Source organism: Amycolatopsis sp. NPDC043885 (assembly GCF_056435685.1).
Genome location: NZ_JBWKEA010000002.1, coordinates 253,614 through 276,948, shown reverse-complemented (window position 1 = coordinate 276,948; position 23,335 = coordinate 253,614). Strand labels below are relative to the sequence as shown.

Genomic DNA, 23,335 nt, shown 5'->3' with positions numbered 1-23,335 from the left:
CCCGATCGTGTATTCACCAGAAGGCGCCGAGATGAACTCTTCATCCCCGCTCACCAACGCCCGACCAACGGCTTCGGCCGTTCGGGTCAACCTCGTTCGGAGTACTTCTCCGAGAGGCGTTTGAACACTATCGGCGGCACCAGGTGCTCGATGTCGCCGCCGAGCGCGGTGACCTCCTTGACCAGCGAACTCGACACGAATCCGTACGCCGGGTTGTTGGCCATCAGCAGCGTTTCGAGCCCGGTCAGCTCGCGGTTCATCTGCGCCATCTGGAGCTCGTAGTCGAAGTCGCTGACCGATCGCAGCCCCTTCGCGACCGCGATGATGTCGTTCTCGCGGCAGTAGTCGACCAGGAGTCCCTGCCACGAGTCGACGCGGACGTTCGGCAGCTTCGCGGTGATCTCGCGAAGCATGTCCATCCGCTCCTCGGTGGTGAACAGGCCCTTCTTGCTCTTGTTCACCCCCACCGCGACGACGACCTCGTCGAACAGCTTCGCCGCCCGCTCGATGATGTCGAGATGTCCATTGGTGGCCGGGTCGTAGGACCCGGGACAGACCGCACGCCGCATGGCGCGGACGCTACCAAGGCGAGGATCGTCCTGCGCGTTCTGCGCGTTCTGCGTCACACCTGATATTCGGCCCAGTAGAGCGCGGTGTCGCCGTAGCGCTTCGTCCGCATCGGCTCGAAGCCCGGCGGCCAGTCCGGCTCGCCGTCCCTAGCGGCCCGCTCGATCACCACCAGCGCGCCGTCCGTGACCCACCGGCCCGCCGCGAGCGCGGCCATGACCTCCCCCAGACGGGTGGAATCCACAGCGTAGGGCGGATCGGCGAGGACGATGTCGAACGTTTCCGGCGCCGGCGCGGCCACGACGGACTCGACGGCCCCGGCCCGGACCGCGCCGCCGAGCCCCAGCGCGGCGACGTTCCCCTTGAGCACTTCTACCGCGCGCCGGTCCGACTCGACGAACAGCGCGCCGGACGCGCCGCGGGACAACGCCTCCAGCCCGAGCGCGCCCGAACCGGCGTAAAGGTCGAGGACCTGGGCACCCTGGAGCTCGCCGGCGACCTCCAGCGCGTTGAACAGCGCCTCGCGCACGCGTTCCGACGTGGGCCTCGTGCCTTTCGGCGGGACCTTCAGCCGCCTGCCGCCCGCGGTCCCCGCCACGATCCTGGTCATGCGTGCATCGTGCCTCAACGCCGTCCGCCGTGACGTTGGCCGGGACTTGGTGAAGCCGCCGCCCAGCTCGCGTAGAGTCGTCCTTCGCCCTCGGAGGCGATAGAAGCGTTTAGGAGCGTTGCGTGTCCGAACCTCGGGTCAGACGGGCCGAGATCGCCATCGAGCAAGCCCATGTGGACACCGTCTACACCCGGCTCGCCGAATTGCGAGCCCAGGCTGAGGCCATGCGTACCAAGGGCTATGAGATCGGCCATGGCGCCGGGCGGGAAGCCATCTTCGAGCAGGCGTCCATGCTGTTCGAACGGGACATGATGGTGTACCACGCCAATCAGACCCTCCAGACCCTCGACGCGGAGTACGAGGGGCTGGTGTTCGGCAGGCTCGACCACCTCGACAACGACCACATCTACGTGGGCCGCCTCGGCATCCGCGACGCCGAGTTCGACAACCTCGTCACCGACTGGCGCGCGCCCGCGGCCGCGGCGTTCTACCAGGCGACGGCCGAGGAGCCGATGGACGTCGTCCGGCGCCGGGTGATCCGGTGCTCCGGCCAGACCGTGCTCGACGTCGACGACGACGTCCTGATCGCGGACGCGGTCCCCGACGGCATGCAGATCGTCGGCGAAGGCGCGTTGATGGCCGCGCTCGGGCGGTCGCGTGGCGAGAAGATGCGGGACATCGTCGCCACCATCCAGAAGGAGCAGGACGAGGTCATCCGGGCGCCGTGGCGCGGGGTCACGGAGATCACCGGCGGCCCCGGCACCGGCAAGACCGCGGTCGCGCTGCACCGCGCGGCGTACCTGCTCTACCGCCACCGGCGCCAGCTCGGCGGCGCGGGCGTGCTGGTGATCGGCCCGTCCGGGGTGTTCACCAGCTACATCTCGCGGGTGCTGCCGTCGATGGGTGAGACGAACGTCGAACTGCGCGCGCTCGGCGAGGTCCTCGACGGTCTCGAAGCGACCCGCCAGGACCCGGCGCCGCTTGCGGCGATCAAGGGATCGCTGCGGATGCGCAAGATCCTGCTGCGCGCGCTGCGGGACACGCCGGAAGCCGCGCCGGAGGACATGAAGATCGTCTACCGCGGCGAGGTGCTGCGGCTCAACGCGCGCGAGCTCGACAAGGTTCGCCGCAAGGTGCACACCGCGGGCGGGCCGCCGAACCGGTCGCGGATCCGCGCCGCCGAACTACTGCTCGACGCGCTCGCCGCGAAGGCCGAGCAGCACGCGAAGGACGACGGCCGTCAGATCGACAAGGCCGAGCTGATCACCGAACTCGGTGAGCGCATCGAATTCCACCGGTTCCTGGTGGTCTGGTGGCCGATCCTGTACCCGGCGCAGATCCTGCGGTGGCTCGGCGACGAGAAGCGGCTCGCGTCCGCGGCGAAAGGCCTGCTCAACCGCGGCGAGATCAGCATGCTCGCGGCCGATTTCGCCGATCGCTCGCGCGGCTGGACCATCGCGGACGTCGCGCTCCTCGACGAGCTGCGCGTCCTGATCGGCCCGCCGCCCAAGAGCCGCCGGACCCGCCAGAACGTCGAGGTCAACCCGGAACGCGGCGGCGCCCCGACCCGGCCCGAGCACTACGACGAGTACTCGCACGTGGTCGTCGACGAGTCGCAGGACCTCTCGCCGATGCAGTGGCGGATGGTCGGGCGGCGCGGCAAGTACGCGAGCTGGACCGTGGTCGGCGACCCGGTGCAGAGTTCGTGGCCGGATCCGGCCGAGGCCGCGATGGCGCGGGACCAGGCCTTCGGGCTCAAGACGACGCGGCGCCGGTTCACCCTGCGCACCAACTACCGGAACTCGGCGGAGATCTTCGACCTGGCCGCGAAGGTCGTCGCCGGGCACGCGGAGGCCGACGAGCTCCCGCGCGCGGTGCGGCAGACCGGTATCACGCCGGAGGTCCGGCCCGTCGAGGCCGCCGGGCTGGAGGCGGCGACGCAGACCGCGGTGAAGGAAATGCTGGGTGTCGTCGAAGGCACCGTCGGCGTGATCACCGCCATGGACCGGGTGCCCGAGGTCGAGGGCTGGCTCGACGGGCTGTCGGACGAGCGGCTCAAGGTCGTCGGCAGCCTCGACTCCAAGGGCCTCGAGTACGACGCCGTCGTCCTGGTGGAGCCCAACGACCTCATCACGGAGTCGACCACCGGACGCCGGGTGCTGTACGTCGCGCTGACCCGCGCGACCCAGCAGCTGACCGTCCTGGCCTCGAACCCGGACTGGATCCCGGCCGCCTGACCCCCTCACGCGTTTAGTCCTCTGGATGCGGTAGTTGCGCGTGCAACTACCGCATCCAGAGGACTAAACGCGCGCGCGAAAAAGCTGAAGGGCTCCTTCAGGACACTGGTGAATGCCCTGAAGGAGCCCTTCAGACCCCCGGTGAGTGAACGATGTGGGGACGCATCGCACGTCCAGGGGTATTTCTAGCGCCTGTTCGTTGTTCGGTGTCACGGCGATCTCACCGAACAACAACGCCGAACAACGAATCGGCCGTGGTCACGGGCACGGAGGCCGGTAATCGAGCCCCGGCAGGTGTTGTTCCCACTCTTCCGCCGTGATCCGCGGGTACACGGTCGCGCAGATGCGTTCGGCGGCCCGTTCGGGGCTGGTCTCCCACAACCGCACGCTGCCGTCCGCGACCGAGCCCGCGAGAGTGTGCCCGTCGGGGGCGAACGCCACGGCGTTGACCCGGTCGACGTCGTCGGTCAGGTTCGCCGATTCGCGGACGGCTCCCGGATCGGAGACGTCCCATAGTCGCACGGACCGGTCGTAGCTGCCGGTCGCGAAGGTCTTCCCGCCCCCGCTGAAGGCGACCGAGATGACGTTGTCGGTGTGCCCGGCCAGCAGCGCCGCCTCCCGCGGGGCAGCCGGATTCGTCACGTCCCACAGCCTGCCGGTGCGATCGGCGCTCCCGGTCGCGGCGAGTTTGCCGTCCGGGCTGTAGGCGACCGAGAACACCGTGTCGGAGTGCCCCTTCAATACCGAAAGCGACTTCGGCGCCTTCGCCATCGAGACGTCCCACAGCCGGGCGGTGTGGTCCCAGCCACCGCTGAGCAGGATGCGGCCGTCCGGGCTGAACGCGATCGAATGGACGTCGTCCTCGTGTCCGGTGAGGGTCGCGAGTTCGACCGGCCGCCGGATGTCGGCGACGTCCCACAGCTTCACGGTGTGCCCGCTGCCCGCGGTCGCGAGCGTCCGGCCGTCCGGACTGAACGCGACGGGGTCGATCTCGTCCGACGGGCGGTAGAAGACGCCGGTGTCGACCGGCTTGCGCGGGTCGGTGACGTCGATCAGCCGCATGGTGTGGTCCCAGGAGCCGGCGGCGAGCGTCCGCCCGTCCGGACTGAAGGCGAGACCGCAGACGCCCTGGCCGAAGCCCGCGACCTTGCCCACCTCACGCGGATTCCGGGTGTCGGAGACGTCGACCAGGCGCACCACGCCGTCCTGGCTGCCGGTGGCCAGCAGCTTCCCGTCGGAGCTGAACACCGCCCGGCACGCCGACCTCGCGGGACCGCTGATCGCGGGACCCGGCAGATCCCACATCCGTACCGTCTGGTCGTCGCTCGCCGTCACCAGCGTGCGGCCGTCCGGGGAGAACACCGCCCAGACCACGGCCGCGGTATGCCCGACGAGCGCCGGCTTCTCGCGCGGCTTCGCCGGATCGGCGATGTCCCACAACCGCGCGGCGCGGTCGAAACCGGTCGTGGCCAGCGTCGTCCCGTCGGGGCTGAACGCCACGGACCGCACGATGGTCTTGTGCGCGGCCGTCGTCCCCAGCGGTGACGGCGCCATCGGATCGGCGACGTTCCACAGGCGCGCGGTCTGGTCGATGCTCGCGGTGGCGAGCGTCCGGCCGTCCGGGCTGAACGCCGCGGAGTGGATACCCGCGGTGTGCCCGCTCACCACGCCGAGTGGCCTGGCCTTGAGCGGGTCGGCGACGTCCCACAACCGCGCGGTCTTGTCGGCGCCGGTCGAGACGAGCGTCCGCCCGTCGGGGGCGTAGGCGAGACCGTTGACGTTGCCGGTGTGCCCGGTGAGGGTGGCCGCGAGCACCGGTTTCGCGGGATCGTGGACGTTGAACAGGCGCACCGTGCCATCGCCGTCCGCGGTGGCGAGCACCGCCGCCTTCGGGCTGAACGCCACCGCGTTGACCCGGCTCGGATGCTCCCCCACCAGTACGCCCGGCCCGGGTTTCGCCGGTTCGGCGACGTTCCACAGTCGCGCGGTCTTGTCCCAGCCCGCCGTCGCGACCGTCGCGCCGTCGGCGCTGAAGGACACCGAGTTGACGTTGGCGGTGTGCCCGGAGAGCGTGGCCAGCTCGTTCGGGCGGTGGGGATCCTTGATGTCCCACAGCTTGGCCGTCTGGTCCCAGCTGCCGGTGACCATCACCTGGCCGTCGCCGCGCAGGGCGGTCGCGTTGACGCGGTGGCCGTGCCCGCGGACCCTGGTCGAGTAGGGCGACTCGAACATCCCGAGCACGCTGCCGCGGGTGTCCACGCTCGGATCGACGCGGTACGCCGCCAGCGCGAGCTGCGCGGCCAGCGCCGGATTCGTCGTCCGCATCTCGATGGCCTGCCCGGCGACCTTCTGCGCGAGCGCGCTGTTGCGCTGGCTGGTCGCGGTCTGCTCGGCGCGCACCGCGTACACCATCGCCGCCGTCGCCAGCACGAGCAGCACGGCCAGGAGCGCGACCAGCTGACGCAGCCGCCGGGTGCGGCGCCGGGCGACAGCCTGCTCGTGGTTCTCGATCGCGACGCTCGCCTCGAGGAACCGGCGCTCACGCTGGGAAAGCGCGCTGTCGTGCTCCCCCGCCCACTCCCTGGCGATGGCCAGCCGCGCGCCGCGGTAGAGCCAGCCGTCGTCGCGGCCGACGGACTCCCAAGCGTCGGTCGCCTCGGTGAGCTGGCGGTGCACACGCAGGCCTTCACGGTCCTCGGCGAGCCACTCGCGCAGGCGCGGCCAGCCCCGGATCAGCGCCTCGTGCGCGATCTCGATGCCGTTGTCGTCGAGCGTGACCAGCCGCGAAGACGCCAGCCTGTCCAGCACGACGGCGACGTCCGGGTCGTCGGCGTCCACCTCGTCGCGGGTGATGCGGCGTTTGGTGTCCTCGGTGCCTTCACCGAGCGCGGTCATCCGCAGGAAGATCTGGTTCGCCAGCCGCTGCTGGTGTTCGGTCAGCGCGGTGAAGGTGTGCTCGGAGGTCTGCGCGACCGACCGTTCGATCCCGCCGGTGGACTCGTAGCCGGTGAGGGTGAGGGTGTTGCCATGACGGCGGCGCCAGGTCTCCAGCAGTGCGTGGGAGAGCAGCGGCAACACACCGGGCTGCCCGGTCGCGTCGGCGACGAGCCGTGAGACCAGCGCGTTCTCGACGCGGTACCCGGCGTCGATCGCCGGCCGCGAGATGGCCTGCCGCAGCTCCTCGGTGCTCATCGGGCCGACGAGGATCTGCGCGTCCTGCATGGCCTCGACCAGCTCGGGATGCCGCGCGCAGTGGGTGTAGAAGTCGGTGCGGATGCCGAGGACGACCCTGGCCCGGCTCTCCGGCTCGGTCGTCGCGGTAAGCAGCGCCGACAGGAACGCCGTCCGTTCGTCTGCGTCCTGGCAGAGGGTGAAGACCTCTTCGAACTGGTCGACGACCAGCACGACGTCGCCCTCGCGGTCGGCGACCAGCTGACGGGCGGCGAGGCCGAGGTTGCGGGGATGGTCGGTGAACTCGGTGAGCAGCCCGCCGGGTGCGAGCCCGAGCGCGGCGCCGAACTGGACGGCGCACTCCTGCAACGGCCGTGAACCCGGGGTCATCAGCAGGGTGACGGAGGTCTCGGCGAGCGCGGGAAGGAGGCCTGCCCTGAGCAAGGACGACTTACCCGAACCCGAAGCACCCAGAACGGCCAAGAATCGTTGACCCGAAAGCCTGCTGACGAGTTTTTCGACAAGTCGTTCGCGCCCGAAGAATCGGCTCGCGTCCTCCGGCCCGAATGCGGCCAGACCGATATAAGGGACCGATTCCCCATTCGCCGGGACAATCGGTGAATCACCGACTCCGGCACGCGTCCGCTCGGTCACGTCGTGCCATCGGGCCTCCCACTCCTCCTCGGGGCCGTCGCACGCCCGGACATAGGCCAACGTGACCGCCAAGCTGGGCATCTTCTTCCCGCCGGCGGCCTCGGAGAGGGTGCCGGCGGAGTAGTGGGCGCGCCTGCCCAGCTCCCGGTACGTCGGATTCCCGGCCTTCTCCCGCAGACGCCGGAGATCGGCGGCGAACCCCAGCAACGGATCGTTCCCGGGGTCCAACGGTCGTTCCGGACGCGGCACCCTTTAATCCTTTCTTTTCAGTGGTTTTCCCACGCTCGTATTAGGGGGCAACCGTACCCTGGAAACAGGAGGACTCCGCCGCGTACCGGGTACATCGAGTCGGTTAATTTCGATCGACCGACAGGTGCGGGAAGGGATCGCGGGTCCGCGGCGTTGTACCGACGCGTGACCTCCTTGCCTGACATCCCGCTGTCCGTGCTCGACCTCTCGCCCGTCGTGGCCGGAGGCGGTGTCGCGGACGCGCTGCGCAACACTCTCGACCTCGCGCGCCGGACCGAAGCCCTCGGTTACCACCGGTACTGGCTCGCCGAGCACCACAACATGCCCGGTATCGCGAGCTCCGCGACCGCCGTGATGATCGGCCAGGTCGCGGCCGCCACCGAACGCATCCGGGTCGGCTCCGGCGGGGTCATGCTGCCGAACCACGCGCCGCTGGTGGTGGCCGAGCAGTTCGGCACCCTGGAGGCGTTCCACCCCGGCCGGATCGACCTCGGCATCGGGCGCGCCCCGGGCACCGACCAGCGGACCGCCCTGGCGCTGCGCGGCCCCGGCGGGCTCACCGCGGAGAACTTCCCGCAGCAGTTCGCGGAGTTGCTGGCCTACTTCGAGCACTCCGACCAGCGCGCCGTCAACGCCGTCACCGCCGAAGGCAACAAGCCGCCGGTGTGGCTGCTCGGGTCGAGCGGCTTCAGCGCGCGGATGGCGGGCGAACTGGGCCTGCCGTTCTCGTTCGCGCACCACTTCAGCGCCGAGAACACGCTCCCCGCCGTGGCGCTCTACCGCGACTCGTTCAAACCGTCGGACGTCCTCGACGAGCCGTACGTGATGCTCGGCGTCTCCGTGGTGGCCGCCGAGACCGACGAGCGCGCCCAGTACCTCGCCGCCCCCAGCGGCCTGACGTTCCTCAGCCTGCGCAAGGGCCGCCCCATTCCGCTGCCGACGCCGGAAGAGGCCGCGGCCTACCCGTACACCGACATCGAGCGCGTGTTCATCGAGGACCGGGCCGCGAGCAGCATCATCGGCTCGCCCGAGACGGTCCACAAGGGACTCGAGACCCTGCTGGCCGACACGGGCGCGAACGAGCTGATGATCACGACCATGGTGCACGACCAGGCGGACCGGGTGCGGTCGTACGAGCTGGTCTCCGAACTGGCGCGCTGAGGCTTCTGTCTCGCCGTGAAGGCCTCCTTGCCTACCTTGAGGGTAGGCAGCAAGGAGGCCTTCACGGACAAGCGACACGTGGGTGCGCAGCCGCCCTGCCAGTGCGCGCGAGGCAGCACCGGTCGCCGCCGACCTCGAGGATCGATCGAGAGCCGCCGCCGCGCCACGAATGGACCAGGGCGCCACCGGACACGAAAGAACGGACAAGGCCCGAGCCCGCCTTTGTCAAAAAGGAACAAGAATTCTCCGGTTACCAGGACGTGACGTCTTGATCACACCGAAGTTCTTGTCACCAGGCAGGCGCGTGATTAGCGTACCGACCAGTAGCAAACAGCACGGTAACACCCCGTTGATACTGTTCAACGATTCCGTTCCGCCATTCGGAGCAAAGGAATTGCGCAAGCTGGGGTGTATTCGCCGTGCCCGGAAAACGGGAGGGTCGGCGTGGGCGTCCGGACTAACGCACCCTCATTCCCCGGCGCGGGTGCGATCCGGGAGACCGGCAGGCTCTACTCACTCGGCCTCGACGTCGTCCGCCTGACCTTCCGGCGGCCGTTCCAGGCGCGCGAGCTGATCCAGCAGTTCTGGTTCATCGCGAGTGTGTCGATCCTGCCGACGGCGCTGGTCGCGATCCCGTTCGGCGCGGTGATCGCGCTGCACATCGGTTCGCTGACCGCGCAGATCGGCGCGCAGTCCTTCACCGGCGCGGCCAGTGTGCTGGCGATCATCCAGCAGGCCAGCCCGATCGTGACCGCGTTGCTGATCGCGGGCGCCGGCGGCTCGGCGATGTGCGCGGACCTCGGCTCCCGCACGATCCGCGAGGAGATCGACGCGATGGAGGTGCTCGGGGTCTCCCCCATCCAGCGCCTGATCGTGCCGCGGGTGCTCGCCGCGATGGGGGTCGCCGCATTCCTCAACGGAATGGTCAGCGTGGTCGGCGTCCTCGGCGGCTATTTCTTCAACGTCATCATGCAGAACGGGACACCGGGTGCGTATCTGGCCAGTTTCTCCGCTCTCGCGCAGCTTCCGGACCTCTGGATCAGCGAGATCAAGGCGGTCATCTTCGGTTTCGTCGCGGCGATCGTCGCCTCTTATCGCGGACTCAATCCGAAAGGCGGCCCGAAAGGCGTCGGTGACGCGGTGAACCAATCCGTGGTCATCACGTTCCTGCTCCTGTTCCTGTTGAACCTCGTGCTGACGACGCTTTACCTGCAGCTCGTCCCGGCGAAGGGCAGCTGATGGTCACGACGACACCCACCCGCGCGACGCGGGCCCGCGAGGCGGTCGATCGCCGGTTCGGGTTCTTGGACACGCTCGGCGACCAGATCCTCTTTTTCCTCAAGGCACTCGCCTGGGTGCCACGCGCGGTGCGCCGCTACCTCCGCGAGATCACCCGCCTGCTGGCCGAAGTCAGCTTCGGCAGCGGCGCGCTCGCGGTCATCGGCGGCACGATCGGCGTGATGATCGGGATGACCGTGTTCACCGGCACGGTCGTCGGGCTCCAGGGTTACTCGGCGCTCAACCAGGTCGGCACGTCGGCGTTCGCCGGGTTCGTCTCCGCGTACTTCAACACCCGCGAGATCGCGCCGCTCGTGGCCGGACTGGCGTTGTCGGCCACCGTCGGCTGCGGTTTCACCGCGCAACTGGGCGCCATGCGGATCTCCGAGGAGATCGACGCGCTGGAAGTGATGGGCATCCCCAGCGTCCCGTACCTGGTGACCACCCGGATCATCGCGGGTTTCCTCGCGGTCATCCCGTTGTACGCGATCGGCCTGCTGACCTCGTATCTCGCGTCACGCCAGATCACCGTCTGGTTCTACGGCCAGTCCGCGGGCACCTACGACCACTACTTCCTGCTGTTCCTGCCACCGGGTGACGTGCTCTGGTCGTTCGGCAAGGTACTGGTGTTCAGCGTCGTGATCGTGCTCGCCCACTGTTACTACGGCTTCCGCGCGAGTGGCGGGCCGGCGGGCGTCGGCGTCGCCGTCGGCCGCGGCGTGCGGACGGCGATCGTGGCGGTCAGCGTGCTGGACTTCTTCCTCAGCCTCGCGATCTGGGGCGCGACCACGACGGTGCAGGTGGCCGGATGAGCCGGCGCGGGCTGCGCAAAGCCGGGGTCAGGACGGCCGGGGTGCTGTTCCTCGTGGTGATGTCCGCCCTCGTGCTGCTGTCGATCAAGATCTACCGGAAGGATTTCGTCGAATCCGTGCCGGTGACGCTGCAGGCGGACCGCGTCGGCAACCAGTTGCGCACGGGCGGGCAGGTCAAGGCCCGTGGCGTGGTGGTCGGCGAGATCCGTGACGTCCGCGCGACGCCGGGCGGCGCGGAGATCGACCTGGCCATGGAACCCGGCAAGGTCTCGAAACTGCCCAAGAACGTGTCCGCGCTGCTCGTGCCGAAGACGCTGTTCGGTGAGCGGTACGTGCAACTGTCCATTCCGGACGGTTCGACGGCGGGACCGCTCGCCTCCGGCGACGTGATCAGCCAGGACCGTTCGGCCAACGCGATCGAGCTGGAGCGGGTCTTCGACAATCTGCTGCCCCTGCTCAAGGCGGTCCAGCCGCAGAAGCTCGCGACCACGCTGACCACCGTCGCCACCGCGCTGGAAGGCCGCGGCGACCAGATCGGCGACACGCTCGCCACCGCGGCCGCCTACCTGAAGGACTTCAACCCGAACCTGCCGAAGCTGAACGACAACATCCGTGACCTCGCGGAAGTTTCCAAGCTGTACGGCGACATCGCGCCGGATCTGCTCGACGCGCTGAGCGCCTCGGCCGTCACGCTCGACACGGTCGAGGAGAAACGTGCCGAACTGGCGTCGGTGTACCAGCAGGTGACGTCGTCCTCCCAGCGGGTCACGACGTTCCTCGCCAACAACCGCGCCAACATCATCGCGCTCGCCGCCGACAGCCGCGCACCACTGGAGGTCGCCGCGAAGTACTCGCCCAGTTTCGCCTGCACGCTGGACGCGCTCGCCAAACTGAAGCCGCAGATGGACAAGGTGCTGGGCGCCGGCACCGACGAACCCGGCCTGCACGCGGAGATCACCGTCAGCCAGCCCCGGGCCAAATACGTTCCCGGCAAGGACGATCCGGTCTACGACGCCACCGGTGAACCGCGCTGCTACCCGTCGAACGGCCTGATGAGCCAAGGGATCGAAGCGATCGACACCGTTCCGACGCTCGGCGCGCAGGGCGACCTCGGCCTGGCGAACTCGCCGCAGGAACGGGAACTGATCTCCACGCTGGTCGCCCCCTCGATCGGCGTCCCGGCCAACCAGGTCCCCGCCTGGGGCAGCGTGCTCGTCGGCCCGCTCTACCGGGGCACGGAGGTGACCCTGCGATGAGGAACTTCGTGAGCCCGCTGATCAAGGGGCTGATCTTCGTCGTCGTCACGACGCTGGCCACGGTGCTGCTGGCCGTGTCCATCACGAACACCGGCCTCGGTGACACGAAGACCTACAGCGCCAAGTTCCTCGACGCGACGTCACTGAACGTCGGCGACGACGTCCGGATCTCCGGGGTCCGCGTCGGCCAGATCGAGGAACTCGAGATCGCCGACCACAGCCTGGCCCGCGTCCGGTTCTCCCTCGACTCCCAGCGCACGCTGCCCGCCGACGTGACCGCGGTGATCAAGTACCGCAACATGGTCGGCCAGCGCTACATCGCGCTCGAACGCGGCAAGGGCACGCGCGAGCTACTGGAGCCCGGTGCGGAGATCCCCCTGGAGCGCACGACGCCCGCGCTGGATCTCACGGAGCTGTTCAACGGCTTCAAACCGCTGTTCCAGGCCTTGTCGCCCAAGGACGTCAACCAGCTCTCCGGCGAGATCGTCCAGGTGCTGCAGGGTGAAGGCGGCACGGTGGAAAGCCTGCTGGCGCACACCGGTTCGCTGACCACCACGCTCGCCGGCCGCGACAAGGTGATCGGCGACGTGATCACGAACCTGGACACGGTGCTGAAGAGCATCAACGGCAAGGGCGACGCACTGTCCACTTTGGTCTCCACGCTGAAGGAGCTGGTGGCGGGGCTCGCCGGTGACCGCACCGAGATCGGGGAAGCCGTCTCCGGGCTGGCGGATCTCACCACCGCCACGGCCGGTCTGCTCGAACAGGGCAGGAAACCGCTCAAGGACAGCATCGAAGGGCTGGGCCTGCTCGCCGGTCAGCTGACGACGGAGACCGGCAAGGCCGAGGTCGACCGCTTCCTCACCGTTCTCCCGGGGAAGCTGAACGACCTGGGGCGGATCGGCTCCTACGGATCCTGGATGAACTTCTACCTGTGCTCGGCCGTCCTGCAGACCAAGCCTCCGCGCGGGGTCCCGGCGACGGCGGAGAGGTGCACGTCGTGAAACCCTTCAAGGAGCGGAACCCGATCGTCATCGGTCTCGTCGGCAGCGCCGTCGCGGCCGCGCTGCTGACCGCGACGCTCAACTACGAGAACCTCCCGATCATCGGCTCCGGAACCACCTATCAGGCCGAATTCTCCGAAGCCGCCGGGTTGCAGGCGGACGACGAAGTCCGCATCGCCGGGATCAAGGTCGGCGAGGTGAGCGACGTCCGGCTCGCCGAAGATCACGTCGTGGTCAGCTTCCGGGTCAAGGACGCCTGGATCGGCGACAGGACCGCCGCCGAGATCAAGATCAAGACCCTGCTGGGCAGGAAGTTCCTCGCCCTGCGCCCGACCGGCGAGTCGGTGCAGAACCCGAAGCAGGTCATCCCGCGCACCAGGACCGTGACACCGTACGACGTCACCGAGGCGTTCAACGGGCTGGCCGACACCGCGGGCGCCATCGACACCGATCAGCTCGCGGAGAGCTTCACGACACTCAGCGACACGTTCAAGAACTCGCCCGCGCACATCAAGAAGGCGCTCGAAGGGCTGACATCGCTGTCGAAGACCGTGTCCTCCAGGGACAACGAGCTCGCCAGCCTGCTGTCCAACGCGCACGGCCTCACCACCACGCTCGCGAACTCGAACGACGACTTCGCCAAACTCCTTTCGGACGGCAACCTGCTGCTGACCGAACTGGACAACCGGCGGCAGGCGATCCACGACCTGCTGACCGGTTCGCAGGACCTCGCCGTCCAGCTTTCGGGACTGGTGAAGGACAACAAGGACCAGCTCGGCGGAGCGCTCAGCCAGCTCGGAGAGGTGACCGACATCCTGCAGCGGCAGAACGACAATCTCGCCAAGAGCCTCGAACTCGCCGCGCCGTACTTCCGCGTGGTGAACAACTCGCTCGGCAACGGACGCTGGGTGGACGGCTACCTGTGCGGGCTCATCCCGGAGAACCGGGATCCCTGCACCCCGCCGATCCCGGGAGGTGGCCGGTGATCAGCAGATTCGTCACCCTCGCGCTCGTGCTCGCGCTGGCCGTCGTCGGCGGGCTCTGGTGGATCTTCTCCGGCACCGGGCTCGACCGCGTCACCGTGTACTTCTCGCGCGCCGTCGGCGTCTACAGCGGATCGGACGTGCGGGTACTCGGCGTCCGCGTCGGCCAGGTCGAATCGGTGGACCCGGAAGGGGAACGGGTGAAGGTCGTCCTGACCGTCGACGGGTCGACCCCGATCGCCGCCGATACGAACGTCCTGGTCGTGGCGCCGAGCGTGGTGGCCGACCGCTACGTCCAGTTCACCAAGCTCACCCGCGCCGGGAACCGGCTGGACGACGGCGCGGTGATCCCGGTCGAGCGCACCGGAACGCCGGTGGAACTCGACCAGCTCTACTCCAGCCTCGACACCCTCGCCAAGGCCCTCGGCCCCAACGGCGCGAACGCCGACGGCGCGCTTTCGGAACTCCTGCGCACCGGCGCGAAGAACCTCCAGGGCAACGGCAAGCCGTTCAACGAGTCGGTGCGCAACTTCGCCGACCTCGCCAGGACCCTCTCCGGGAACTCGCAGAACCTGTTCGCCACCATCGACGAACTGCAGCGGTTCACCTCGATGCTGGCCACCAACGACCGGAACGTCAGCGAGGTCAACAAGCAGCTCGCCTCGGTGACCGGCACGCTCGCCCGGAACAAGGACGAGCTCGCCCGCGCGCTCAACGGTCTCGGCGGCGCGCTGGCGGAGATCCAGCAGTTCATCAAGGACAACCGCGCGCTGATCAAGTCCAATGTGGACAAGCTCACGGTGACAACCGGGACACTGGTCGACAAGCGCGCCGCGCTGGCCGAAACCCTCGACACGATCCCGCTTGCGGTGACGAACGTGCTCGAAGCCGTCGACCCGAAGACCGGCAAGCTGCAGAGCCGCGGCAACATGCTCGAATACCTCCCGCTCCCGCTGCCGGTCACCGGCGACACCTACACCGGGGGGCGCTGATGGCCGCGAAACGGAAGATCGCCGCGCTCGCCGCGTGCTGTGTCGCGCTCACCGCCTGTTCCTCGGATTTCAAGGGCGTCTACGACCTGCCGCTCCCCGGCGGCGCGGACATCGGCGACCATCCGTACCGGGTGACCGTGCAGTTCGCCGACGTCCTCGACCTGGTCCCCCAGGCCGCGGTGAAGGTCGGCGACGTCCCGGTCGGCCGGGTCGAGACCATCAAGCTCGGTGAAGACGGCTGGACGGCCGAGACCGTCCTGGCGGTCAACGGCGACGTCCACCTGCCCGCCAACGCCATCGCGCGGCTGCGCCAGTCCAGCCTGCTCGGCGAGAAGTTCATCGAACTGGCCCCGAGCGCGGCGAAGGCCGAGGGCAGGCTGGGCGAGGGCGCGGTGATCCCGGTCGCGAGCACGAACCGCAACCCGGAATTCGAGGAGATCTTCGGCGCGCTGTCGCTGCTGCTCAACGGCGGCGGGATCGGCCAGTTGCAGACCATCAACCGGGAGTTGTCGAAGGTGATGGACGGCAACGAGGAGGAGATCCGCTCGTTCTTGTCCACTGTGGAACAGCTGGTGTCCAACCTGGACACGCACCGCTCCGACATCACCTCCGCGCTCGACGGGCTCAACCGGCTCTCCACGACGCTGGCGAACCGGAAGACGCAGGTCGAGGGCGCGCTCACCGATCTCACCCCCGGCCTCCAGAGCCTTTCCGACCAGCGCACCCAGCTCGTCTCGATGCTGCAGTCACTGGACCGGCTCTCCGGCGTCGGTGTCGACGTGATCAAGAAGAGCCGGGCCGATCTCGTCGCGGACCTCACCGCGCTCGCGCCGATCCTCAAGCGGCTGGCCGACGCCGGCGAGAGCCTGCCCAAGTCGCTGGAGATCCTGCCGACGTTCCCGTTCACCGACGCCGTCCGCGACGGCATCAAGGGCGATTACCTGAACGTGTACGCCTCGGTGATCCCCGCGCCGGGTGTCGAACTCCCGCCCCCTGGCGAAGGGGTTCCGCCGGGGCTCCCGACCTTGCCGCTGCCGTCCTCCGGAGGTAGCTGATGCTCACCACCCGTGTCCGGATCCAGGTGATCGCGTTCGTCATCCTCGCGCTGGCGACGACGGCGTTCGTCGGGGCCAGTTACGCGGGCCTCGGCCGGCTCTTCGGGGCGGGCGGGTACACCGTGAAGCTTTCGCTGACCGACGGCGGGGGCCTGTTCACCAACGGCGAGGTGACCTATCGGGGCGTCGCCGTCGGCCGGGTCGGCGAACTGCGGCTCACCGACGGTGGCATGGAAGCGGACCTGGTGATCGACGACGACGCGCCCCCGATCCCCGCGAACTCGCGGGCGGTCGTGGCGAACCGGTCCGCGGTGGGCGAGCAGTTCGTCGACCTCCAGCCGCGGACCGGCGACGGGCCGTACCTCGCCGAAGGTTCGGTCATCCCGCGTGAGGCGACGGCCGTTCCACTGCCGGTGCAGCATCTGCTGACCGACCTCGACTCGCTGACCGCGTCCGTGCCGACCGAGGACCTGCGAACCGTGGTCGACGAACTCGACAACGCCCTGCGCGGTTCCGGCGCGAACCTGCAGGTGCTGCTGGACTCCACCACCGACTTCACCAAACAGGCCGCGAACCACCTGCCGCAGACGGAGAAGCTGATCACCGACGGCTCGACCGTGCTGAAGACGCAAGTCGACTCGTCGCAGGCGTGGCGGCAGTTCAGCGGCAACGCCAAGCAGTTCGCCGAGCAACTGTCCCGTTCGGACGGTGACCTGCGGCGGCTGATCGCGACGGCGCCCGACGCGGCGACCCAGCTCTCCGGGCTGCTGCGGGACAACGAACCGGGCCTGCCGATCCTGCTGGCGAACCTGCTCACCACCTCGCACGTGTTCTCCGCCCGCACCGACGGCCTCCGGCAGCTCCTGATCAACACCCCGAAGGCGGTGTCCGCGGTCGACGCCGCCGTCGACGAGCAGTCCGGGAAGATCGGGCTGGTCCTGACGTTCTTCGACCCGATGCCGTGCGCCAAGGGCTACGGGGGCACGAAGGTCCGCAGCAGCGCGGAACTCTCGGCGCTGCCGTTCAACACCGGTGCCGCGTGCACGCTCGAAAAGGGCAACGCGAGTTCGGTCCGAGGCTCGCAGAACGCGCCGAAGGGCGGTGTCCCGCCCGCCGCGATCCCCGGCGGCTTCGGCGCCGACGGCCAGCCGACGTCCACCAGCCTCGAGGAGATGTTGTGGCTGCGCAACTGAAGATCGCGATCGCCGTGTTCGCCGCGGCCTGCGCGTTCGCGGGATGGGCCGGGTACACCTGGTTCACCGCGACGGGTTCCGAGGCCGTGTCCTACGGCAACTCGCGCGACGAAGCGCTGAAGTCCGGGCGTGAACTCGTCGCCCGGCTCACGAGCCTCGACCACCACCGCGTCGACCAGGGCATCGCCGACTGGCTCGCCGCGTCCACCGGCCCGCTGCGCGAGCAGCTGGGCAAGGCCGACGACGCGACGAAACGGACGCTCACCCAGGACGCGACCGTCTCGACGGGCAAGGTGCTCGACGCGGCGATCAGCGAACTGGACGACCACGCGGGAACGGCCAAGATGCTGGCGTCGGTGGAGATCACGATGGCGAAGGAGGGCGCGGCGCCGACGACGAAGCGCAACCGGTTCGCCGCCGGGCTGACCAGGACGGGCGAGGGCTGGAAGCTCAGCGCGCTCGACCAGCTGCCGGTGGGTGCGCGATGACCGCCACGGCCGACACCGAAACCGAGGTCGTCGAAGAAGAGGTCACCGAGACGCCATCACGCCGGTCGAAGCTGCCGCTGATCCTGCTGGTGGCGGCGGCCGTGCTGGTCGCGGCCGGGGTGTGGTTCACGCTGGAGGCGAAGTCGATCTCGGCGGCGCCGTCGGCGGCCAACACCGCGCTCACCGACGTCGGCGCGACCGCCGAGGTGAACTCCGCGGTGACCGTGGCGCTCGACAAGATCTTCTCCTATTCCTACGACCGGACCGACGCCACCGAAAAGGCGGCCGCGTCAGTGCTCAGAGGCAAGGCGCTGGAGTCCTACAACCAGTTGTTCGCCCAGGTCAGGGAAAAGGCTCCGGCGCAGAAACTCGTTCTCACCACCCGCGTCTCCTCATCCGCCGTCCAGGAACTCGGCGACGGTAAAGCGAGGTTGCTGGTATTCCTCGATCAAGCGGCCACCCGGGCCGACAACAATTCTTCGACAGCGGCCGCGGCGCAGCTTTCGATCACCGCGGAACGTGAAGGCGACAACTGGGTCATCACCGATCTCGTCCCCCGGTGATCCCTCATTCGTCCGCTTTGTAAACCAGGAGAGAAAACGAGGAGAATCCCATGTTCGGTCGAACGCGCCCTAAATCAGCCCGTCGCCGTCTCGGCACGGTCGTCGCGCTCACGTCCGCGCTCGCCGTGGCGGGCAGCCTCGCCGCGACCCCCGCCCTCGCGGACGATCCGGTGGAGATCCCGGTGTCCTACACCGTCACCGGGAAGACCACGGTGAAGAAGACCGGCGGCACCCTCGATCTCGGCCCCGGCCAGCTCGACGGCGCCCTGGTCATCGACGGTGACAACGTCGGCATCCGCGGAAACCTTTCCCTGCCGCCCTCGACGGCCAACATCTCACTGGTCTCGGGTGTCTTCAAGATCAAGGCCCGTGTGCGGATCGAGCCGACCGGCCCGGTCACCGGCACGCTCGCCAACGGCGACCTGACCACCCACTCTCAGGCGAACATGCTGATCGACAACATCGTGGTCGGCCTGTTCTGGCCGGTCATCCCGCTCCCGACGGTGCCGAACGCCTGCAAGACCGTCAAACCGCTCGACCTGACCCTGGTGTCGAAGAACGTCGACCTGTTCGCGCCGACCATCCCGTCTTCGGGGACGTTCACCATCCCCGAGTTCAAGGACTGCTTCATCAACGACCTCGCGCTGGGGGCGTTGATCTCCGGTCCCGACAACACGATCGACCTGAGCATGAAGTCCAACCTGTCCTGACACCCGTCGAGGCCTGCAGTCCGTGAAGGCCTCCTTCCCTACCTTCAGGGTAGGCAAGGAGGCCTTCACGGACCGTCAGCAGAAATACGGCGCCGTCGGGTCGACCAGCGCGACCCCGGTGCTGTCACCTGCGGAAACGGCGTAGACCGGAGCGCAGACCCCGGAGAACTTCCAGAAGTCCGTCGGCGGTTCCGTGCTGGTGTCACGGCTTTCCGACTTCACGTTGCTGCCCCAGGCGAAGACGCTCCCGTCGGCTTTCAGCGCGACATTGTGGTTGAACCCCGCGTCGATGGCGACGACGCCGGACTGCGCCTCCGGCGGAACCGTGGCCTGGCCGTAGAAGTTGTCGCCCCACGCGATGACGCCGCCGTTCTTCAGCGCGATGCTGTGCCGGAACCCGGCGGAGACCGCCGAGACCCCGGACGTGGCCGCCGCGGGCACGGTGATCTGGCCTTTCCCGTTGCTCCCCCAGGCGACGACGCCGCCGTTCTTGAGCGCCAGCCCGTGATCGCCGCCCGCCGAGATCGCGGTGACCCCCGACGAAACCGTCGTGGGCACGGCCGTCCTCGAACCCCAGCTCAGCACGCTGCCGTTCGTTTTGAGCGCCAGATTGAAGTACGCGCTGGTGGAGATCGCCGTGACCCCCGACGTCGCGGCCGCCGGTACCACGTTCTGACCGTAGAAACCGTTGCCCCAGGCGATCACACCGCCGTTCTTCAGCGCGAGTTCGTGCGCCCAGCCGGCGGCGATCGCCGAGACCCCGGACGTGGCCGCGGACGGGACGGCCAGCTGGCCGTAGCTGTCATTCCCCCAGGCGATCACCCCGCCGCGCTTGAGCGCGAGGTGGGTGATCGCGCCCGCGGAGACCGCACTGGCGCCGAGCGCCGCGGCCGGTATGGTCCCCTGCCCGTAGTCGTTGCTCCCCCATGGCCGCGCTTCGCCGGTCGGCGCGGCGCTTGCCGTACCGGAAAGGGAAACCGTTGCGATCATTACGGTAATCGCGACGCCCGCTACCCGTCGTGATCCCGATCGTCGATTCTCGGAAGACATGCGCGGAATGTTAACCCGGTTCCACCGATCGGCCGCCTCTTTGTCATCCCCGGACAAACTTCATCATCGAATTCAGCGCGCGCTGACAAGAAAGAACGGGCCCATCGCCCACTTCGAAACATGTCGACATGAATCCTTGTTACGTACATAACTCGCGGGTAACCTCGGTTTACCCCACCACCGAGAAAGCCGCTCGAGTCGAGCATATTTGATCAGAAAAATCCGCCGAAAGGCGCATGGGGAAAGCCGCCCGAGACGTAAACTGGATCAAAGGAGATGACAGGTATGTCCCGTAGACTTGGCAAGTTGTCAGCCGGCGTCGCCACCACCGCCGTCGCGATGGGCGCGGTCGCCGTGCTCACCGCCGGCACGGCCGCCGCCGCGACCACCTACGCCACCGGCACCGTCGCCTACATGTGCAACTTCCCCGGCATCGGCCAGCAGCAGCTGGACGTGAAGGCCCAGTTCGACGGCCCGACGTCGATCGCCTCGGGCGGCACCGCCACCCCGACGAACATCTCGGGGACCGCGACGATCAACGCCACCATCAACGCGCTGCTCAACGCCGCCAACTACGACGGCGTCCGCGGCAAGGCCAACATGCCGATCACCATCACCAACGCCACGCCCACTTCGGCGACGGTGACGAACCTGGACGTCCCGACCCAGATCAACCCGTACGTGCCCGGCCCCCGGTCGTTCAACATCGTCCAGGGCGCGGGCACCGGTGTCCCGACGTTCACCGCCGGCGCTCCCGGTTCGGCGACCGCCTCGCTCGGCACCACGATCAACGCTCCGCTGGACTTCCACAAGAAGGACGGCACCTGGACGACGTGGAACTTCAACTGCACCGTGAAGAACACCAACCCGGCACAGAACCGCGCGTTCAGCCCGGCGATCCCGATCACCTGATGAACCACCCGTGCGGGGCGGGGACGCCCGCCCCGCACGGTCTCCATCCGCGCAAGGCACGAGAGGAACACCCATGACGCAGCAGGTTCGCCGGGCACTCGGGAGGTTTCCCGTTCTGGCGGGCGTCATCCTGCTCGTGGGGGTGAGCGGCGCACTGTCCTCTTCGGCCGCGACCGACCCGGCCACACCACCACCGGCACCGTTGCAAGGCGCCACGTCCGCGCACCAGAGTCTCGCGAACACCTGTGTCTTCCCGGATCCAGTCGGGGAACGGCCGGTCACCATGGACGTCCAGGCGACGCTGCCGAAGGTCGTCCAGACCGGAAAACCCGTTCAGGTCAAGGACTTCTCGCTGACCTTCACCATCGGCGAAGGGGCACTCGGAGCCGTCGCCGAGGTCGCGGGCGGTGCGACCGTCGAGCTCACGGCCGCGAACGGGGACAAGAAGACCCCGGTCCCGGTCTCCCTGACGATCCCGGCGACGAAGGTGCCCGCCACCGGCGAACTGAAGCTGGTCGCGACGGGCACCGTCCCCGACATCCTGCTGAAGGTACCGTCCGAACTGCGGCTGAGCACGGGCGCGCCGTCGCTCGCGCTGACCGCCGCCGAGACACCGCTGAAACCGATCACCTGCACCCAGGCGCCGGACCAGAACACGCTGCTCGGCAGTGTCGCGCTCCTGCCGCTCGGGAAGCCCAAGCCGGAGTCCGGCAAGCCCGGTGAGCAGAAGAAGCCCGGTGCCGACGCGCGAGCCGCTGATGACGTCCACGCCAACGCCCTCTACCCCATCGCGTTGCAGCCGTTCGAACTGCAGGGCACGTCGTCGATCACGAAACTCGGCGCCTTCGCCCGGCTGAAGCCCGCGTTCATGGTCAACGCGGTGTGGCACGTCGACCTGGAGAACACCGAAGGCCCCGGCAAGATCACCGGCTCCGTCATGATGCCGCCGAGCACGATCACCTTCCTCGGTTTCGGCTTCGTCCCGATCACCGCGACCATGGAGCTGTTGCCGGAGGACTACGCGACCGGCAATCACATCATCGACGTCGACGGCGTTTCGATCCCGGAACCGGAGGGCAGCTCGACCGTCCTCACCCCGCTCAAGGTCTACGGGAAACTGAGCGGGGTCACCATCAACGGGGTCGGCCTCGACGTCGGCGACAACTGCCTCACCGCCGAGCCGATCAAGATCAATCTCCGCGGGGAGAAGTACGGGATGTTCACCGGTGGCGTCGTGCGCACCGATCCGAAGTGGACGGATCCCGCCTATCGGGACTTCACGTTGCCCCCGTTTTCGGGCTGCGGTGTGAAGGAGGATCTCGACTCGCTGATGAGCGGGATGGCGTCGGGGCCGGGGAACCAGGCTTGTGTCGGAGTCAACCAGGTCGGGTTGCCCTGGGATCTGGAGCGCAAGTGCCCCAATGTGGATCCGCCTGTGGCGCGCCGCTGAGGATCGGCGAGGCCACCGATCCGGCGAACGCGCGCCGTCCGCCCGTTCACTTCGGCCAGTGCGCCACGTGTCTCGGCCGAGCGACGCCGCCCTCCCGGACGGCGCCGTCCAGGGAGGCCGCCGCGAAGCCGGGTTCGTCGAAGTCGCGAATGGCCGGCCCCGGCCGCCGCACCAACGCGGGCAGTGTCGAGGCGCCGAGCGATTCGCGTTACCGCGGCTACTACCGGATCGGCAAGAACGCCTTCGAAGCGTTGGGGTACTTCATCTCATGAAGGAAAACCAGACGGCTATGCCCACGTTCTCGGAGGTCAGGTGGATGACCTTCGAGGAGCTGACCGACAGGCTGGCGGCCGTCGATCCCACGCGGCTGGCGAAGGCGAATCCGATCGACCTGCTGGAGGCGCCCTGGGCGTTGATCGACGAGGACTTCCGGGGCGGGTTCATCAAGCACTGCCGGGAACTCACCGACGATCGGTTGCGGCACTGCGCCGAGATCGCCGAGACGTTCTTTTCCTGGCTGATGCCCTACGGCGGATACAGCAGGCAATCCGCGACGGCGAACAGGTTCCATCTGACTGCTGCGCTGATCCTCGCCGTCGGCCCCAGGACGGACATCGCTCTCCTCGACCCGATGCGACTCCTCCACGAGTTCCTGCACGACTCGCCGCCGGTCGAAACGGCACGCGAACTCCTGGCGGGTCCGTCGCCAGGACCTGAAGCCCGCGCGATCGTCGGACGGTTGAGCCTGCTCAGCCGGCTCAGGCGGATCGACCACCTCTTGCCCCCTTCCGCGGAAAAGGAGCGCTACGAGCAATGGAAAACGCTGTGAGAGCCCGGATCCGGAGACCCGTCGGCGCACGGACGGCCTTCGTCGTCGCGGCCCTCAGCGTGGCCGCCGTCCTGACGGTCCCGGCCCGGATCGCCGAGGCCGCACCGGTGA

Annotated in this window: 21 protein-coding genes; 17 read left to right on the top strand and 4 right to left on the bottom strand. The window is 68.5% G+C overall.

Annotated elements, in window-relative coordinates; all coding sequences use genetic code 11:
* Positions 1-86: 86 nt before the first annotated feature.
* Entirely contained in the window at positions 87-569 is a 483-nt protein-coding gene (coaD, locus tag AC069I_RS10965) for a pantetheine-phosphate adenylyltransferase (RefSeq protein ID WP_016336395.1), read from the bottom strand.
* 53 nt (positions 570-622) lie between these two features.
* On the bottom strand, positions 623-1,177 hold the full coding sequence (gene rsmD, locus AC069I_RS10960) for a 16S rRNA (guanine(966)-N(2))-methyltransferase RsmD (RefSeq protein ID WP_034323500.1): 555 nt from the start codon (positions 1,175-1,177) through the stop codon (positions 623-625).
* A gap of 122 nt (positions 1,178-1,299) precedes the next feature.
* On the opposite strand from rsmD, the gene AC069I_RS10955 reads away from it, so the two are divergent.
* Positions 1,300-3,414 (top strand): HelD family protein, encoded by a 2,115-nt coding sequence (locus AC069I_RS10955; protein WP_478225727.1) that lies wholly within the window; start codon positions 1,300-1,302, stop codon positions 3,412-3,414.
* A 258-nt stretch (positions 3,415-3,672) separates the two neighbouring features.
* Here AC069I_RS10955 and AC069I_RS10950 read toward each other — a convergent pair whose 3' ends face one another.
* Complete coding sequence (locus tag AC069I_RS10950; RefSeq protein WP_478265302.1) at positions 3,673-7,488, bottom strand: nSTAND1 domain-containing NTPase; 3,816 nt, start codon at positions 7,486-7,488, stop codon at positions 3,673-3,675.
* A gap of 165 nt (positions 7,489-7,653) precedes the next feature.
* Here AC069I_RS10950 and AC069I_RS10945 point away from each other — a divergent pair, with 165 nt between their 5' ends.
* From AC069I_RS10945 to AC069I_RS10890, 12 genes are all read left to right on the top strand, one after another.
* On the top strand, positions 7,654-8,649 hold the full coding sequence (locus tag AC069I_RS10945) for an LLM class flavin-dependent oxidoreductase (RefSeq protein ID WP_340683375.1): 996 nt from the start codon (positions 7,654-7,656) through the stop codon (positions 8,647-8,649).
* A 444-nt stretch (positions 8,650-9,093) separates the two neighbouring features.
* Positions 9,094-9,888: an MlaE family ABC transporter permease gene (locus AC069I_RS10940; protein ID WP_020630757.1), complete on the top strand. Its 795-nt coding sequence runs from the start codon at positions 9,094-9,096 to the stop codon at positions 9,886-9,888.
* Positions 9,888-10,739 (top strand): MlaE family ABC transporter permease, encoded by an 852-nt coding sequence (locus AC069I_RS10935; RefSeq protein ID WP_478265301.1) that lies wholly within the window; start codon positions 9,888-9,890, stop codon positions 10,737-10,739. The genes AC069I_RS10940 and AC069I_RS10935 overlap by 1 nt, the downstream gene beginning before the upstream one ends.
* On the top strand, positions 10,736-11,995 hold the full coding sequence (locus AC069I_RS10930) for an MCE family protein (RefSeq protein ID WP_478225730.1): 1,260 nt from the start codon (positions 10,736-10,738) through the stop codon (positions 11,993-11,995). Before AC069I_RS10935 ends, AC069I_RS10930 begins: the two co-directional genes overlap by 4 nt.
* Positions 11,992-12,999 (top strand): MCE family protein, encoded by a 1,008-nt coding sequence (locus AC069I_RS10925; RefSeq protein ID WP_478225731.1) that lies wholly within the window; start codon positions 11,992-11,994, stop codon positions 12,997-12,999. Before AC069I_RS10930 ends, AC069I_RS10925 begins: the two co-directional genes overlap by 4 nt.
* Complete coding sequence (locus AC069I_RS10920; protein ID WP_478231573.1) at positions 12,996-13,985, top strand: MCE family protein; 990 nt, start codon at positions 12,996-12,998, stop codon at positions 13,983-13,985. The genes AC069I_RS10925 and AC069I_RS10920 overlap by 4 nt, the downstream gene beginning before the upstream one ends.
* Positions 13,982-14,974: an MCE family protein gene (locus AC069I_RS10915; protein ID WP_478265300.1), complete on the top strand. Its 993-nt coding sequence runs from the start codon at positions 13,982-13,984 to the stop codon at positions 14,972-14,974. The genes AC069I_RS10920 and AC069I_RS10915 overlap by 4 nt, the downstream gene beginning before the upstream one ends.
* On the top strand, positions 14,974-16,029 hold the full coding sequence (locus AC069I_RS10910; protein WP_478265299.1) for an MCE family protein: 1,056 nt from the start codon (positions 14,974-14,976) through the stop codon (positions 16,027-16,029). Before AC069I_RS10915 ends, AC069I_RS10910 begins: the two co-directional genes overlap by 1 nt.
* A complete protein-coding gene (locus tag AC069I_RS10905) occupies positions 16,029-17,222 on the top strand; it encodes an MCE family protein (RefSeq protein WP_478231575.1) in 1,194 nt (397 codons plus the stop codon). The genes AC069I_RS10910 and AC069I_RS10905 overlap by 1 nt, the downstream gene beginning before the upstream one ends.
* The gene (locus AC069I_RS10900) at positions 17,207-17,710 is read left to right on the top strand and encodes a hypothetical protein (RefSeq protein WP_478265298.1); all 504 of its coding nucleotides are present in this window, start codon (positions 17,207-17,209) and stop codon (positions 17,708-17,710) included. The genes AC069I_RS10905 and AC069I_RS10900 overlap by 16 nt, the downstream gene beginning before the upstream one ends.
* On the top strand, positions 17,707-18,273 hold the full coding sequence (locus tag AC069I_RS10895; RefSeq protein WP_478265297.1) for a hypothetical protein: 567 nt from the start codon (positions 17,707-17,709) through the stop codon (positions 18,271-18,273). Before AC069I_RS10900 ends, AC069I_RS10895 begins: the two co-directional genes overlap by 4 nt.
* 50 nt (positions 18,274-18,323) lie before the next feature.
* Complete coding sequence (locus AC069I_RS10890) at positions 18,324-18,983, top strand: hypothetical protein (protein ID WP_478265296.1); 660 nt, start codon at positions 18,324-18,326, stop codon at positions 18,981-18,983.
* 75 nt (positions 18,984-19,058) lie between these two features.
* Here the strand turns inward: AC069I_RS10890 and AC069I_RS10885 are convergent, their stop codons facing one another.
* The gene (locus tag AC069I_RS10885; RefSeq protein WP_478265295.1) at positions 19,059-19,973 is read right to left on the bottom strand and encodes an RCC1 domain-containing protein; all 915 of its coding nucleotides are present in this window, start codon (positions 19,971-19,973) and stop codon (positions 19,059-19,061) included.
* 366 nt (positions 19,974-20,339) lie between these two features.
* Between AC069I_RS10885 and AC069I_RS10880 the strand changes: the two genes are divergently transcribed.
* From AC069I_RS10880 to AC069I_RS10865, 4 genes are all read left to right on the top strand, one after another.
* Positions 20,340-20,945 (top strand): DUF6801 domain-containing protein, encoded by a 606-nt coding sequence (locus AC069I_RS10880; RefSeq protein ID WP_478225739.1) that lies wholly within the window; start codon positions 20,340-20,342, stop codon positions 20,943-20,945.
* Positions 20,946-21,018: 73 nt separating this feature from the next.
* Positions 21,019-22,395 (top strand): DUF6801 domain-containing protein, encoded by a 1,377-nt coding sequence (locus AC069I_RS10875; protein WP_478265294.1) that lies wholly within the window; start codon positions 21,019-21,021, stop codon positions 22,393-22,395.
* Positions 22,359-22,667: a hypothetical protein gene (locus AC069I_RS10870; protein ID WP_478265293.1), complete on the top strand. Its 309-nt coding sequence runs from the start codon at positions 22,359-22,361 to the stop codon at positions 22,665-22,667. The genes AC069I_RS10875 and AC069I_RS10870 overlap by 37 nt, the downstream gene beginning before the upstream one ends.
* 44 nt (positions 22,668-22,711) lie before the next feature.
* Positions 22,712-23,224 carry a hypothetical protein gene (locus AC069I_RS10865; RefSeq protein ID WP_478265292.1) on the top strand — a complete coding sequence of 171 codons (513 nt, stop codon included), beginning with the start codon at positions 22,712-22,714 and terminating at the stop codon, positions 23,222-23,224.
* Positions 23,225-23,335: the final 111 nt, after the last annotated feature.